This window comes from Undibacterium sp. WLHG33, from assembly GCF_049544815.1.
GTDB lineage: Bacteria > Pseudomonadota > Gammaproteobacteria > Burkholderiales > Burkholderiaceae_D > Undibacterium.
Genome location: NZ_CP186697.1, coordinates 760,853 through 776,038 on the forward strand (window position 1 = coordinate 760,853; position 15,186 = coordinate 776,038).

Below are 15,186 nucleotides of genomic sequence, written 5' to 3' on the forward strand. Positions count from 1 at the left end.
AAAGGAGTTTTTATGACATCAACAATGAAAAAATTTATTCCTCTGCTGCTCGCATTCTCCGCCAGCTACGCCTCTGCTCACGGAAACGTGAAGTGCACGACACAGCCAAAATCGGAATGGCGACCACATACAGAATTACAGGAGAAACTGACCAAGGAAGGCTGGGTCATACGCCGTATGGAAATGACTTCAAGCTGCTACGAAGTCTATGCCAAAGACCCGCAAGGCAAGCGCATCGAGGCTTTTTTTGATCCGGTGACATTCAAGCGTGTTGAAGAAAATTAAGCAGCAAGTCTGGGATTTGCCTGTACGCCTGCTGCACTGGTTGTTGGTTGCAACGATCGCAGCAGCATGGATAACCAGTCATCGTACCGGCTCAGCGCACGAATATATTGGCTACGGTGCGGGTGCGATCGTTTTGCTAAGGTTACTGTGGGGTTTTACTGGCAATCGTTATGCCCGCTTCCGGCAATTCGTTCGCCCTGCCCCGCAGACGCTGCAGTATCTGCGCGAAGTAATGCGTGGCAACGCAGCCCGCTATCTGGGACACAATCCTCTGGGCGGGTGGATGGTCATTGCATTACTGGTCTGTGTCGGTTTGCTCGTTATCACTGGCTGGCTAACGACCACTGATATGTTTTGGGGCTACGCATGGCCAGTGCTAATCCACATCACCATCGCCTGGACCTTAATCGGACTGATTGCTTTGCATATCTGCGGTGTCGCGTTTACCAGCTGGCAGCATCGTGAAAACCTGATTGCAGCAATGCTCACTGGTAAGAAAGCGCCACCCTGCGAGGGCGATATTCAGTAGCGCAACAGGGTCGGAAAAATCAGACAGGAAACATTAAAGAAAGTACGGGACGGCAGCACCGGAGCGAGAAGAAAGCGGTGATGCCGTTACCGATGTAGTCAGATCAGTATTGATCTGAAGGATGCTCAGACTTGAGGTTTAGCACTTTCCAGCCATTTTTTGATACGGCCTGCATCCGCCAGTCGAGAGTATTTGCCCTTTGAGTCCAGAAATACCATGACAATCGCGCGGCCTTCTATCATCGCCTGCATCACCAGGCAACGGCCAGCCTCTGCGATATACCCGGTTTTTTGCAAGCCGATTTCCCAGGCAGGATTAGAAACCAGTTTATTTGAGGTGCCATACTCAAGCTGACGACCACCCGGATTAACCACATATTTAGAGTCGGTTGAATACTCGCGAATGACAGGATGCTGATAAGCAGCATTAACCAGTTTAACCAGATCCTTTGCGCTTGCTCGGTTCTGACTCGACAAGCCACTGGAATCGACATAGTGCGTTTCCGACATTCCCAGTTGCCGCGCTTTTGCATTCATTGCATTAACAAAGGCAGGCAGACCACCCGGATAATTGCGTCCTAATGCCGAAGCCGCACGGTTTTCGGAACTCATTAAGGCGATATGCAGCATGTCCGAACGTGACAGCTTCGCACCTATCTTCAGACGGGAACCGGTTCCCTTTTCCTTATCAATGTCTTCTGTCGTAATTTCTATCAGTTCGTTCATATCCTGATTCGCCTCAACCACAACCAGACTCGTCATGAGTTTGGTAATGGAGGCAATCGGCAAAGACACATTGGAATTTTTTTCAAACAAGACCTTAGAACTCGCCTGATCAACCACATAGGCAACGTTTGACTGTAAGGCTAAAGGATCGTGTGAATGATTGAGTCCTACAGTATCGCCAACACTGGGCTTTTCTGGCACGATCGGAGCTTGTGCCACGCGTTCATTCACCAGTTTACGCTTACCATTGACAACGACATAACGTTTAGCCGGTTTTGCAGAAGCTGTTTTAACCACTTTTTTGTGGACAACATGTTTCTTGTGCTGGGTATGTTTATGCTCACTCGCCTGCGCGGATAACATGGTGGCGGGAAATAGGCTCACCAAAGAGAGAATTAAAGCTTGACGGGCAAATTTCACTGTCACTAACTCCTATATAAAATATGCCAAAAATTTGATGAAGTTTAGCAAATATCAAAAAAATCGCAAGATAATTAATAACTTAGCGCAAGTTTTTGAAGCAACACATCATGTTAAAAACTTAACGAAAGCAGATACTGACTCACGTTCAGTTACAAGTGAATTTTCTACTTTCGACATATCCGCGTAACCCAGAGCCATGCCACAAACAAGCATTTCATTTTCAGGAAATTGCAGTTGCTCACGAATCAATTTATGGTATTGAGTAAAGGCCGCCTGAGGACAAGTGTCCAGACCACGGGCTTTCGCAGCAAGCATAATATTTTGTAAAAACATGCCATAGTCCAGCCAGGAGCCTTGTTCCATTACGCGATCAATGGTGAAAATCAATCCCACCGGCGCATCAAAGAAAGCATAATTCCTGCCATGCTGCGCATGCATGCCCTGTTTATTCTCACGTGCAAGGCCGAGTAAGGCATATAAATCCCAGCCGACTTTGCGCCGCCGCTCAAGATAGGGACTGATCCATTTTACCGGGTAATAATTGTATTCCTCGGTATGCGGTTCGTCCGCGGAAGGATGATGATGAGCATGCAGGATCTTTTCAGATAACTGCGTGAGGCTCTCCCCCGTCAACACGTAAACCTTCCATGGCTGAGTATTGCTTCCGGATGGTGCACGTGACGCGACCTCAAGAATGCGCTGTATTTCTTCGCGATCAATGGTATCGGGTAAAAAGGCGCGGATAGAACGACGTTCAGTAATGATCTGATCAACAATTTGCTGGGAAGGGGAAGTTATCATCATGAGTCACTTTTTATCGATTGCAACAGTATGCGTAAAGCGTCCGGGAGCGGAACCGGCCTGCGGCTGTCCCTGTCCACATATACGTGAACAAAGTGTCCCTGAGCACATGCTTCAGTTTCATCGCCTTTGAAAATTCCCAATTCGTAACGTACGCTGGAATTCCCTAATTTACTCACAGAAACACCGGCCGTTACTTTTTCGGGAAAAGCGACAGAAGAAAAATAATTGCATTGCGTTTCTATCACGAGCCCGATCACATTACTTTTTTCAACATCAAGTACCCGATTGCTGATCAGAAATTCATTGACCACCGTATCAAACCAGCTGTAATACACCACATTATTCACATGCCCATACGCGTCGTTGTCCATCCAGCGTGTGGTTATTTCATGGAAATGGCGGAAGTCGCTGCGACTTTTCGCTTGTATCTTCATCAGTCCCCTTTTTCATCGGCTCAGACGGCCGCTTGTTGTCCTAGATAAAAGTCTAACATAAGCCTACAAATTCATGACCCTGTCATACAGGCCAGAGACACTAGGGATTGAGAACCGATATTTCTCCTGACTCATCATTCAAAGTCAGTGTTTCACCAAAAACCATAGCGTTAAAAAATTGCATTATTTGCACAATTAAACTTGATTAAGCGCTATGAAATAATATAATTATTACTGCATTGCACAAATTTAATGAACGACTGCATTTATCGATTGTATTTGTTCTGTTTCAATAAATGCTGAAAACACCCTCAGTCTGATTCCCCCTTTTAAACAGGAGATCATCATGTTTTCCGTACCTGAACAACTTTCCAATGCAACTAAAGCAAACTTAGATGCGCAACTCGCCTTGTTCTCTAATCTGAGCGGCAAAACCATCGAGAACCTTGAAAAGCTGATGGAATTAAACCTCAACGCAATTAAGGGCTCATTCGAGTCGTCTGCAGCAACCACAAAGCAATTACTGGCAGCAAAAGACCCTCAGGAATTCTTTACGCTGAGCAGCGCGCATGCACAGCCACGTGCAGAAAATCTACTCGATTACAGCCGTCATCTGACATCAATTGCATCTGCCGCACAAGCAGAATTAACACATGCAGCAGAAGTACAGATAACAGAAAACAATCGCAAATTTCAGGCCTTATTCGATGAAGTATCGAAAAATGCGCCTGCCGGATCCGAACAATTTGTGTCGTTTTTTAAAACGGCTTTCGCGAATATGAATTCCGGCTACGAGCAATTAAGTAAAACGACTAAACAAGCCGTGGAAGCAATAGAAGCAAACATGAACAATACCGTTGCACAAATTTCGCAAGCAACAGAAAAAGTAAGTCCCCGCACTGCCAAGAAATAAACTATCACCTGCACCTCTGCAGTCCGCATTCTCTGTCGCAGAAAGAAAAAGCCCCGGAATTTTCCGGGGCTTTTTGCTACAAAAAAACAATCAGGCTTCACCTAAATACGCTGCCTGAACCTTAGGATCATTCAGCATATCTTTGGCGTTCCCGTTCATGGTAATCGTACCCGACTCCATCACATAACCGCGATGAGCTGCCTGCAGAGCTAATTTTGCATTTTGTTCTACCAGCAAAATCGTAATACCCTGTGCAGAAACATTTCTGATTACTTCAAAAATCTTTTCAACCATAATGGGTGACAAGCCCATCGAAGGCTCATCCAGCAACAATAATTCAGGGTGACTCATTAATGCCCTTGCCATCGCCAGCATCTGTTGCTCACCGCCGGAAAGCGTACCTGCCAGTTGTGCAGAGCGCTCTTTGAGGCGTGGGAAAATCGAGAACCATTTAGCGATATCGCTTTCAATACCTGCTTTATCATTTCTGGTAAAAGCGCCCATCATCAGATTTTCGTGAATCGTCATGCGGGTAAAGACACCGCGCCCCTCAGGCACCATCGCCAGATGACTGGTCACCAGTTCGAAAGAATTTTTCCCCCTGATGGATTGACCGAGATAAAGAATATCCCCCTCAACTGTACAGCTGGGTAAAGTACCTGTGATTGCTTTTAATGTTGTGGTTTTTCCCGCACCATTCGCACCAATCAGGGTAATCAATTCGCCCTTATTCACCTCAAGGTCGATGCCTTTGACGGCTTTAATACCACCGTAAGCGACCTTCAGATTACTGATTTTTAAAATATTCTCGGCCATTAATGAGACCCTCCCAAATATGCTTCGATTACCGCAGGATTTTTCTGAATATCAGCGGGAACACCTTCTGCAATCGGTTTGCCATAATCCAATACGGTAATACGGTCACACAGGCCCATCATCAATTTCACATCATGCTCAATCAGTAATACAGTCTTTCCTTCTGCCTTGATTTTCACCAGCAGTTCCCTGAGCGCGAGCTTTTCAGTCGCATTCATACCAGCAGCCGGCTCATCAAGAGCAAGTAATTTCGGATCAGTTGCCAAGGCGCGTGCAATTTCAAGCCGGCGCTGATCTCCATAAGAAAGAAACTTAGAGGTACGGCCGGCAAACTGCCCAATACCGACGAAATCAAGCAACTCCTGCGCCCGGCGACGGATTGCAGCCTCTTCCTGACGTGCAGCAGCGTGCTGAAATATCGCACCAAAGACGCTCTGTTTTGTGCGGACATGACGCCCGACCATGACGTTTTCGAGCGCTGTCATTTCGCCAAACAGACGGATATTCTGGAACGTACGGGCAATCCCAGCCTTGGCAACCTCATGCGGAGCCGAGGGTGAATAAGGCTGACCATCCAGCTCAAAACTGCCGGAATCAGGCTGATAGAGACCGGTGATCACATTAAAAAATGTGGTTTTACCTGCACCATTCGGGCCGATCAAACCGTAAATCTGCCCCTTCTTGATGTCAATTCCTACATTTGACAATGCTTGCAAACCACCAAAACGCTTGTTCGCACCCTCAATTTTCAACATTGTTTGTTCAGTCATATTGATTTTCCTTATGCCGCGGCGTCATTCGTTTTGGCCATTCTGTCTTCATGTTTTGGCGCTGGCCATAAACCTGCCGGACGATTCAACATGACAACCACCATTGCCAGACCGTATAACAATTGACGCAACACCTCAGCATCAATCCAGATTTTTCCGAATATCAATATTTGTACTGGTTCAACCACGTGCCGTAACACTTCTGGCAAAGCGGCAATCAGAATCGCCCCCAGAATCACACCCGGAATATGCCCTATGCCGCCCAGCACAACCATCGCAAGTATGACCATTGACTCAGTCAGAGAGAAAGACTCGGGTGAGACGAATCCCTGGAATGAAGCAAACATCGCACCGGAAATGCCGCCAAACGACGCGCCCATGGAAAAAGCCAGTAATTTGACATTACGTGTATTAATGCCCATCGCTTTGGCTGCGATTTCGTCTTCGCGTATCGCCACCCACGCCCGGCCGAGACGGGAATGCTGCAAACGTGTCGATACAATCACAATCGCGACACACAAAATCAAGAACAGAAAATAGTAGGCATTGACCGATGGCATACTGAAACCAGCCAGGTTAATTGTTGCATTAGAGCCCGCCTCACCCGCCAGTGACACTCCGAAGACACTGACCGGGTCAATCATATTAATTCCCTGAGGTCCGTTCGTGATGTTGACCGGTGCATTCATGTTGTTCATGAAAATGCGGATAATTTCACCAAAACCCAGGGTCACAATTGCGAGGTAATCGCCACGCAGCTTTAAAGTTGGCGCACCAAGCAATGCACCAAAGAAGCCCGCAATGACCGCAGCAAACGGAATAATGATCCAGACAGAGAGATGAATGCCCTTTTGCGCAATTTCAGGACCAAACAGCGTCACCAGAAAATTCCCGAGTGCCGGATAATTTTCGACAAAAGACTCAAGGACAATCGCGAATTGTGGGGATCCGAACAATGCCGCCAGATAAGCACCTACTGCATAAAATGCAATATAGCCAAGATCCAGTAGTCCGGCAAAGCCGACCACAATATTCAGCCCCAGCGCCAGCATGATATACAGCAGCGCAAAGTCAATGATGCGAACCCAAGAATTACCAAAATTCGCCGCAACAAACGGGAAAAGAACCAGTACCAATCCCAGCACAGCAAAACTGGTGTAAGCCTTCTTCGGATTAGCTTTTACATCAAATATAGTTGACATCGTCTTTCCCCTTACGCACGGTCAGCAACGCGTTCACCCATAATGCCAGATGGTCGCAATGTCAGAACGATAATCAAAACAATGAAAGCAAAAATATCCTGATACTGACTGCCGAGCACGCCTCCGGTCAGGTCGCCGATATAGCCCGCCCCCATACTTTCGATTAATCCAAGAATGATGCCACCGACCATCGCACCGTAAATATTACCGATTCCACCTAAGACCGCAGCAGAAAAAGCTTTTAAGCCAGGAACAAAGCCCATGGCAAACTGCGCGGACGAGTAGTTTGCTGCCCACATCACGCCGGCAATTGCAGCAAGAGCGGCACCAATCGCAAACGTGGCTACGATTACTTTATTCGAATCGACACCCATTAAGCCGGCAACTCTGGGATTCTCCGCAGTTGCACGCATTGCACGTCCCATTTTGGTCTTTTCCACCAGCAGCACGAGCGCTATCATCGCCACGGTAGCGAGTACCAATAACAGAATTTGTACTTGAGAAATCACTGCGCCACCAATCTCAACGGGAACTATCGGCATCACGGATGGGAATGAGATAGGACTACGCCCCCAGATCATCATGGCAAAGGTCTGCACCAGAAGTGAAACACCGATTGCCGTGATCAAAGGTGCCAGACGAGGAGCATTGCGCAGACGACGGTATGCCACTCTCTCAATCAGCAGGTTGACGGCGATACAGACTGGAATGGCGCCAATAATTGCGATGAGTAACATGACGAATCCGGGAAGTTCAGGAGCATATACCAGTAATAGCTTGATAATACTCAGCCCTGCCATCGCTCCGACCATCAACACATCACCATGGGCGAAGTTAATCAGATTCAGCACACCATAGACCATGGTGTAGCCCAGGGCAACCAGAGCATACATACTGCCCAGAACAAGCCCGTTAATTATTTGTTGGATAAAGGTATCCATATTTTGCATCTCTCTTTATAAACGAATCGGAATTTCAGCCAAACGACGACTTACAACTGGATAAGCTAGTCTGCAATCAGCAAAAATCATTCCTGTTAACAAAAAACGGCTCCCTTTAATCAGGGGGCCGCTCGTGTTTTAACAATTTGCTATCCGAAAAGGCGCGTCATCATATCGAGAGTGCCAATAGTACGTGTAATGCACATGATCAATTCTCCTCTGCAACTTTTTGTAAAAGTTTTTCTAATATTTAGACTTCTTTAGTACGCCATTGAAGTGGGCGGAATTATACAGATGCGGCACACTATCCGAGTGGTAAAAAAACCACCCGATGCTACGTATTTTCCACAAAATTCAATACTGGCTGAAAACACTTGATCAATCTGGCAAATATCCGTATTGATGTGTGAAGTAATCTTAAATACGAATTAGCTAAATAAAATATTGAAAATTTTAAAAAAACAGATTTTTCAATTGTTATGTGAGTACACCCTCCTATTGTGCCGCTTCCTTATTGCCACCGAGTCCCTTTGGCATTGGAAACGTTACATGTTCCTCAACCCCATCTAAAGTCCGGACGCTACGCGCACCAAGATCGCGCAATCTGGCAATCACCTCTTCCACCAATACTTCCGGAGCAGATGCACCGGCGGTAACACCGATACGCACCACGTTCTCCAGCCAGACTGGATTGATCTGGGCCGCGTTGTCCACCATAAACGCTGGCACGCCTATTTTTTCAGCCACTTCACGCAAACGGTTGGAATTCGAACTGTTTGGACTGCCAACAACAAGTACCAGATCGACTTGCGGCGCCATGAACTTCACGGCCTCCTGCCGGTTAGTTGTGGCATAGCAAATATCGCCTTTTTTGGGTTCGCTGATCAATGGAAAGCGTCTCTTTAAAGCCGCAATAATTTCAGCAGTATCATCAACAGACAAGGTCGTCTGGGAGACATAAGCCAGCTTATCAGGATCAGCAACGGACAACTGCTCTACATCATCTGCCGTCTCAACCAGATACATCCCGCCCTCTGCCTGCCCCATAGTGCCTTCGACCTCAGGATGTCCCTGATGCCCAATCATAATAATTTCACGTCCTTCGCCGCGCATTTTCACGACTTCGGTATGTACCTTGGAAACCAGAGGACAGGTCGCATCAAAAATCTGTACACCTCGCTCCTGAGCCTCTTTACGCACAGCCTGAGATACGCCGTGCGCAGAAAAAACCAGGGTATTCCCATGTGGAACATCGCTCAGGTGCTCAATAAAAATGGCTCCTTTGGCTTTTAAATCATTGACGACATAAGCGTTGTGAACGATTTCATGCCTGACATAAATCGGCGCACCGAACTTTTCCAATGCTCTCTCAACGATTTCAATCGCACGGTCTACTCCCGCACAAAAACCACGGGGCTGGGCCAATAAAATCTCTTTTTCCATGTCTTACAAAATCCCGATGATTTTTGTTTCAAACAATAAAGTCTGTCCTGCAAGAGGATGGTTAAAGTCAAAAATGTATCCCTGCTCATCCACTGAGCGCAGGACACCGGCAAAACGACCACCCGACGGAGCGGCAAAATCCACCAGATCGCCAACAACGTATTGTTCGCCAAGCGCGGAGTTTTCTTTTAAAGTAGCAGCAGATACACGCTGAACCAGATCCGGGTTACGCGGACCAAACGCTTTTTCCGGCGGCAGCTCTTGCGTGACATGGGAGCCCTCTGCCAGACCGATCAGGGAAAGTTCGAGCTCCGGTGCGAGCTGACCAGTTCCCATCTGCAACGTAGCGGGGCTCTCTTTAAATGTAGTGATAATGTCTTCGCCATTTAAGGTCGCAAGCCGGTAATGCAAAGTAAGATAAGCGTCTTTGGTAACAACGGGAGTATCGGTAGTAGTCATGATGAATGGCTTTCACAAATAAGTCTCTATTGTAAGCCAGCTTTCGTAGTTCGATTCTTTTCTCAAAATCCTGGAGCGACCTGACTATGGCGATTAATGAATGGCCCGAAGACCAGAGGCCGAGAGAAAGACTGATTAAGTTCGGCGCTTCCGCCTTATCAGATGCCGAGCTTCTGGCCGTATTTTTAAGAACAGGGGTGGCCGGAAAAAGCGCTGTGGATCTGGGACGGGAAATGATCAATAGCTTTGGCTCTTTATCAAAATTATTTAATGCGACCATTGCAGAGTTCTCTGCTATTCATGGATTAGGAAGTGCCAAATATGCGCAGTTGCAGGCAGTCCTTGAATTAGCCAGACGATCGATTTATGAGGAGCTGCAAAGCAACGCATCGCTCTCATCGCCGCAAGCAGTCAAACATTATCTGCAACTGTTAATCGGAAACAAAGCACACGAATCATTTGCAGTGCTCTTTCTCGATACAAAAAACAGACTGATTACATCCGAAGAATTATTTCGGGGCACACTCAATCACGCCAGCGTATACCCGAGAGAAGTGATTAAGACCGCCTTACAACACAATGCTGCAGCCATTATCCTCGCTCACAATCACCCATCTGGCTCCTGCGAGCCCAGTGACGCCGATTTAAGACTGACACAAACACTGAAGCAAGCGCTGGAACTGGTTGACATCAGAGTTCTGGATCATTTTATTATCGCTAATCCTGAAGTTTACTCATTTGCAGAGCATGGTTTACTCTGATTTTAAATTGTTAAATTATTTTTTTTAATAAGACACAATTGTTTTTTGCAAGTCGTTGATATTTCATGAGATTTTGTTTATACTCTCATTTTTTCCAATTTCGGAAACTATCAAGGAGTTAAATATGGCACGTGTCTGCCAAGTAACTGGGAAAGGGCCGATGGTTGGCAACAACGTTTCCCACGCTAATAACAAAACAAAACGTCGCTTTTTGCCTAACCTGCAAAACCGTCGCTTTTTCGTAGAATCAGAGAACCGCTGGGTTTCTCTGCGTTTATCTAACGCTGGTCTGCGCGTCATTGACAAAATCGGTATTGATGCGGTTTTGGCTGACCTGCGTGCTCGCGGCGAAAAAGTTTAAGCTAATTTATTGTTAGGAAATTATCATGGCTAAATCTGGTCGCGACAAAATCAAACTGGAATCGACTGCTGGTACAGGTCACTTCTACACAACGTCCAAAAACAAGCGCACGATGCCTGAAAAAATGGAGATCATGAAGTTTGATCCTAAGGCACGTAAGCATGTGATCTACAAAGAAACCAAAATTAAATAATTTTAGTTTGCTTATGTAGCAATAAAAAAACCTCGCGATGCGAGGTTTTTTTTTCGTTTATTCGTTTTCATTTTTTCGAAACGCCATCGATTATTCACAAAAAAAAACGGCGTTAGTGACGCCGTTTTTCTTACAACGAAATCAATCAGGCGTAGGTACGCAGCCGGCGGGAAAAATCATGCAAAGCCTGGATACCAGATGCTTCCGCACGCAGACACCAATCCTGTAACTGATGTACAAGCTGCTCACGACTGACTGTCGAACGTTCCCAGATCAGCCCCAACTCTACTCTCATATCGTGCATCGTCTGCAATACCGTGCTGTGTGCCAGCACTTCTGACAATGCCTGTTTCTGAGATACTTCCAACTTGGTGGGTTCGCGCTGCAACAACTTTTTGGTCAATTTCAACCGTGCAGCTTCAAATTGCGCTTTCTCACGTAATAAAACGACTTCATCGTGCCAGGTTTTACGCAAAGATTTTGCATACTTTGCCATCACGTCATAGCGATTAGTAATGACGGCTTGCAAGGTTTCCATATCGACTGATGATTTCAATTCGACGAACTTCGGTTCCGGAGCAACTTTTTTAACAGTTGCCCAGCCAACGATTTCCATCATACGGATATACATCCAACCGATATCAAACTCATACCATTTAGACGATAACTTCGCGGAAGTACCAAACGTATGGTGGTTATTGTGCAGCTCTTCTCCGCCGATTAATATACCCAGCGGAAATATATTTGTCGAAGCATCCACACAATCGTAGTTACGATAGCCCCAGTAGTGACCAATGCCGTTAATAATCCCTGCAGCTGTAATCGGAATCCAGGCCATCTGTACAGCCCATACAGTAATACCGATAACGCCAAACAGCAGAAAATCGATAATGAGCATTAATACAATACCTTGCCCTGTAAAACGGGTGTAGATATTCTTCTCAAGCCAATCGTCAGGTGTGCCATGGCCGTATTTCTGCATCGTTTCAAGATTCTTACATTCACTACGATATAGTTCCGCGCCCTCGAACAACACTTTCTTGATACCTCGCGTTTGCGGACTATGCGGATCCTCTTCAGTCTCACATTTTGCGTGATGTTTGCGATGAATAGCGGCCCATTCTTTGGTGACCTGACCAGTCGTCAGCCATAGCCAGAAACGGAAAAAATGGCTGGGAATGGCGTGTAACTCCAGAGCACGGTGCGCCTGACAACGATGAAGGAAAATTGTGACACTGGCAATCGTAATATGAGTAACGATTGCCGTGAAGATGAAAATTTGCCAGCCAGTAGCGCGGGTAATGCCGTTGGACAGAAAATCAATTACTGTTTCAATAAAAGTGCTCAAAATATCATTTACTCCGTTGTTATCGCTTGCTTCTCAGCTTATGCTGTAAAAATATTGCACTACAAATATGTAGTATGTTACATCGGTATTGTACGCGTTTTCAGAGAGCTACCCCAATTAAAAGCGCAGCTCATTCTGACTTTGCTACCTCTGAGGACTCGTTCTGGATCAAGGTCACCACTCTCTGAGGATACGGCAAATCAACATTGTGCTCTTTAATGAGCTGCCAGATCGCCAGATTGACCTCAGACAGTACGCCGACACGTCCGTTCTCGGGATCTGATATCCAGAATCCTACGCGGAGCTCAAAACCATCAGCACCAAACCTGATCAGAGATGCAGACGGCACCGGATCCGGTGCGACCCGCGCAACCTTAGCGACCACAGAGGCTAAGAGAGGCAGCAAAACATCCAGATCAGTCTGATAAGAAACCGTCAGATCTGTCGACATCGCCACCTTACTATTGGTTAAGGAGTAATTTTGTACCGGGGTAGATACCAGCATTTCATTCGGAATCACTGATTCGGAACCATCCGGTCCCAGCACAACGGTGTAGCGGGTATTAATCTGAGTGACTTTTCCACTAAATTTATCTACGGCAATCATGTCCCCGATAGACATGCTGCGATCCAGCAAAATAATAAAACCCGAAACATAACTACTGGCGATTTTCTGCAAACCAAATCCAAGACCGACACCCAGTGCACCACCGAATACCGAAAGAACAGTTAAATCGATACCTACAATCGTTAAGCTCATCAAAATTGCAATGAGGATAAACAGAGCTCGTCCGACGCGGGAAAGAACAACTTTTAACGATGTATGCACAGTTGGCAGCATCATCAGCCGAGACTCGAGTGAAGCGCTGGCCCACAATGCAACTACCAAGGTAATAGCAACAGAGATACTTGCCTGGAAAATCGTCAGCAAAGAAATTTTATTCTTACCGACAGGGATAACCAGGCTTTCCATTGCCTCCAGCAAATCAGGCCACAAACCGCTGAAATGTAAAACTACACCTATCCAGACCAGGCCCGCAAAGAGCTTCTCAAAAAGAGCGAGAAACTTACCTATGCTTCCATCCCTCGCAAAAGTCTTACGTACGACGTAAAACCCGAAGCGAATCAGTGCCAGTGAACCGATAACCGGAAAAAGTAATTGAATCAGGTTGGTATGCTGCCATTGACCTAAAATCGCCTTACCAATCAGTAAAAACAATAAGGTCAACGCAGGGGTGAGAACGCGAGAAAAACTGCCGACACCTAACTGAACAACTCCCGAAGCGGCTCGTTCATGCGTAGTCGCGACGCTGTTTTTGAGAAAGCGTGAAGCTCCCCAGGCAAGCGCGAAACAACATAATACGGTCCCGACTTGCCAAAAAAACTGAGGCTCACGAAAATCGGTCGCCAGATCGGATAATAAGCTGGCAAGTAATGGTGCACTCATATCGGAAAAATAAAAATGTCCCCTGCGTATAACGAAGGGGACGAGAGATGGAACAAATTATTTATTGCGCTCTAATACCGCGGCAAAGAAGCCATCGGTCTGATGAAGATGCGGATACAACTTCAGATAATCGCCCATCTCCAGTTCTATCTTCTGCTCAGCCAGTACTTTCGACGCCGGAACTAAGGTGAAATCAGGATGTTCCGCCATGAAGGCCTGAACAATCGCCTCATTTTCCTCATCCAGAATACTGCATGTTGCATACACCAGGCGGCCACCGGGCTTCACCATACGAGAGGCGCTCGCCAGAATAGAGGCTTGCTTTACATTCAGCTCAGCTACCCCTTCTGCTGTCTGACGCCATTTGACGTCCGGATTACGGCGCAAAGTTCCAAGACCACTACACGGAGCATCGACCAGCACACGGTCGAGTTTGCCTGCCAGTCGCTTAATTTTTGCATCTTTTTCATGTGCGATCACAACCGGATGCACGTTCGACAAACCGCTGCGGGCAAGCCGAGGTTTCAATTTCGCCAGACGCTTCTCCGAAATATCAAAGGCGTATAAGCGGCCTGTATTGCGCATGATCGCGCCAAGTGCCAAAGTTTTACCGCCGGCACCTGCGCAGAAATCGGCGACCATTTCACCGCGACGTGCACCGAGTAGTTGCGCCAGAAGCTGACTACCCTCATCCTGGACTTCTATCGTGCCATCTTTGAATAAGGGTAAATTCTGTATCGACGGTTTTTTCTTTACCCGCAAACAAGTGCCCGCATATGCTGTCGGTTCGGCGATGATCGGAGCCTCTGCAAGAGCTGCTGCAACATCATCTCGATTGGCCTTCATCGAATTCACACGTAAATCAAGCGGAGCTGGTTTATTCAGGGATTCCGCCAATGTCAGTGCTGTATCCTCACCAAAACGTTCGCTAAGTTTATCCCATAGCCATGCCGGTAAATTAGCTTTCATGGCGACAGGCAGATGTGAACGATCAATCTGCATCACACGCTCTAACCAACTGGCTTCATCTTCTGTCAGTCCACCTAGTGATTCTACGCCGACAGCATCGGCGAGACCGAGTAAAGTCAGGCGTCGCATCGGAGAACCAGAGCCAGATTCAGCAAAATTGGTATACACCGATTTATTCCGCAACAAACCATATATTGCCTCCGCTATCACGCCTCGTTCGCGCGAACCAAGGCGAGGATGTTCGCGGAAATAACGGGATAAAGTACCATCAGCTGGACCGGTAAAACGTAATATCTCGCGTAAAACTTCTTCTGTGTGGCCAGTAATGGCGGGAGGTAATCTCATACTGCTTCCTTCAATTTC

Annotated in this window: 18 protein-coding genes; 6 read left to right on the forward strand and 12 right to left on the reverse strand. The window is 46.8% G+C overall.

What is annotated here, in order from left to right:
- Positions 1–12: 12 nt before the first annotated feature.
- Together ACOTSW_RS03470 and ACOTSW_RS03475 are read left to right on the forward strand one after the other, a co-directional pair.
- Complete coding sequence (locus tag ACOTSW_RS03470; RefSeq protein ID WP_423681022.1) at positions 13–285, forward strand: PepSY domain-containing protein; 273 nt, start codon at positions 13–15, stop codon at positions 283–285.
- Positions 269–814, forward strand: coding sequence for a cytochrome b/b6 domain-containing protein (locus ACOTSW_RS03475; RefSeq protein ID WP_423681023.1), 546 nt, complete (start codon positions 269–271; stop codon positions 812–814). Before ACOTSW_RS03470 ends, ACOTSW_RS03475 begins: the two co-directional genes overlap by 17 nt.
- Positions 815–939: 125 nt before the next feature.
- On the opposite strand, the gene pbpG is transcribed toward ACOTSW_RS03475, so the two are convergent.
- From pbpG to ACOTSW_RS03490, 3 genes are all read right to left on the reverse strand, one after another.
- Complete coding sequence (gene pbpG / locus ACOTSW_RS03480) at positions 940–1,902, reverse strand: D-alanyl-D-alanine endopeptidase (protein WP_423682248.1); 963 nt, start codon at positions 1,900–1,902, stop codon at positions 940–942.
- Between the two features lie 165 nt (positions 1,903–2,067).
- The gene (locus ACOTSW_RS03485) at positions 2,068–2,763 is read right to left on the reverse strand and encodes a nitroreductase (RefSeq protein ID WP_423682249.1); all 696 of its coding nucleotides are present in this window, start codon (positions 2,761–2,763) and stop codon (positions 2,068–2,070) included.
- Positions 2,763–3,200: an acyl-CoA thioesterase gene (locus ACOTSW_RS03490; RefSeq protein WP_423681024.1), complete on the reverse strand. Its 438-nt coding sequence runs from the start codon at positions 3,198–3,200 to the stop codon at positions 2,763–2,765. Before ACOTSW_RS03490 ends, ACOTSW_RS03485 begins: the two co-directional genes overlap by 1 nt.
- 346 nt (positions 3,201–3,546) lie before the next feature.
- On the opposite strand from ACOTSW_RS03490, the gene ACOTSW_RS03495 reads away from it, so the two are divergent.
- Positions 3,547–4,113 (forward strand): phasin family protein, encoded by a 567-nt coding sequence (locus tag ACOTSW_RS03495; RefSeq protein WP_423681025.1) that lies wholly within the window; start codon positions 3,547–3,549, stop codon positions 4,111–4,113.
- A 90-nt stretch (positions 4,114–4,203) separates the two neighbouring features.
- On the opposite strand, the gene ACOTSW_RS03500 is transcribed toward ACOTSW_RS03495, so the two are convergent.
- The 6 genes from ACOTSW_RS03500 to ACOTSW_RS03525 form a co-directional block, all read right to left on the reverse strand.
- Positions 4,204–4,929, reverse strand: a complete 726-nt coding sequence (locus tag ACOTSW_RS03500) for an ABC transporter ATP-binding protein (RefSeq protein ID WP_423681027.1) — start codon at positions 4,927–4,929, stop codon at positions 4,204–4,206.
- The gene (locus ACOTSW_RS03505) at positions 4,929–5,699 is read right to left on the reverse strand and encodes an ABC transporter ATP-binding protein (protein ID WP_423681028.1); all 771 of its coding nucleotides are present in this window, start codon (positions 5,697–5,699) and stop codon (positions 4,929–4,931) included. The genes ACOTSW_RS03500 and ACOTSW_RS03505 overlap by 1 nt, the downstream gene beginning before the upstream one ends.
- Positions 5,700–5,710: 11 nt before the next feature.
- Positions 5,711–6,901 carry an ABC transporter permease subunit gene (locus ACOTSW_RS03510; RefSeq protein WP_423681029.1) on the reverse strand — a complete coding sequence of 397 codons (1,191 nt, stop codon included), beginning with the start codon at positions 6,899–6,901 and terminating at the stop codon, positions 5,711–5,713.
- An 11-nt stretch (positions 6,902–6,912) separates the two neighbouring features.
- Entirely contained in the window at positions 6,913–7,842 is a 930-nt protein-coding gene (locus ACOTSW_RS03515; protein WP_423681030.1) for a branched-chain amino acid ABC transporter permease, read from the reverse strand.
- A 495-nt stretch (positions 7,843–8,337) separates the two neighbouring features.
- Positions 8,338–9,285 (reverse strand): 4-hydroxy-3-methylbut-2-enyl diphosphate reductase, encoded by a 948-nt coding sequence (gene ispH / locus ACOTSW_RS03520; protein WP_423681031.1) that lies wholly within the window; start codon positions 9,283–9,285, stop codon positions 8,338–8,340.
- A gap of 3 nt (positions 9,286–9,288) precedes the next feature.
- A complete protein-coding gene (locus ACOTSW_RS03525; RefSeq protein ID WP_423681032.1) occupies positions 9,289–9,744 on the reverse strand; it encodes an FKBP-type peptidyl-prolyl cis-trans isomerase in 456 nt (151 codons plus the stop codon).
- Positions 9,745–9,830: 86 nt separating this feature from the next.
- Between ACOTSW_RS03525 and radC the strand changes: the two genes are divergently transcribed.
- The 3 genes from radC (at position 9,831) to rpmG (ending at position 11,059) form a co-directional block, all read left to right on the forward strand.
- Entirely contained in the window at positions 9,831–10,505 is a 675-nt protein-coding gene (gene radC / locus ACOTSW_RS03530) for a RadC family protein (protein ID WP_423681033.1), read from the forward strand.
- A gap of 124 nt (positions 10,506–10,629) precedes the next feature.
- Positions 10,630–10,866 carry a 50S ribosomal protein L28 gene (gene rpmB, locus ACOTSW_RS03535; RefSeq protein ID WP_162040513.1) on the forward strand — a complete coding sequence of 79 codons (237 nt, stop codon included), beginning with the start codon at positions 10,630–10,632 and terminating at the stop codon, positions 10,864–10,866.
- A 25-nt stretch (positions 10,867–10,891) separates the two neighbouring features.
- The gene (gene rpmG, locus ACOTSW_RS03540; RefSeq protein ID WP_110257750.1) at positions 10,892–11,059 is read left to right on the forward strand and encodes a 50S ribosomal protein L33; all 168 of its coding nucleotides are present in this window, start codon (positions 10,892–10,894) and stop codon (positions 11,057–11,059) included.
- Between the two features lie 145 nt (positions 11,060–11,204).
- Here the strand turns inward: rpmG and ACOTSW_RS03545 are convergent, their stop codons facing one another.
- The 3 genes from ACOTSW_RS03545 to ACOTSW_RS03555 all read right to left on the reverse strand — a co-directional run bounded on the left by ACOTSW_RS03545 (position 11,205) and on the right by ACOTSW_RS03555 (position 15,168).
- On the reverse strand, positions 11,205–12,407 hold the full coding sequence (locus ACOTSW_RS03545) for a DesA family fatty acid desaturase (protein WP_423681034.1): 1,203 nt from the start codon (positions 12,405–12,407) through the stop codon (positions 11,205–11,207).
- Between the two features lie 130 nt (positions 12,408–12,537).
- The gene (locus tag ACOTSW_RS03550) at positions 12,538–13,854 is read right to left on the reverse strand and encodes a mechanosensitive ion channel family protein (protein ID WP_423681035.1); all 1,317 of its coding nucleotides are present in this window, start codon (positions 13,852–13,854) and stop codon (positions 12,538–12,540) included.
- Positions 13,855–13,911: 57 nt separating this feature from the next.
- Complete coding sequence (locus ACOTSW_RS03555) at positions 13,912–15,168, reverse strand: RsmB/NOP family class I SAM-dependent RNA methyltransferase (protein ID WP_423681036.1); 1,257 nt, start codon at positions 15,166–15,168, stop codon at positions 13,912–13,914.
- Positions 15,169–15,186: the final 18 nt, after the last annotated feature.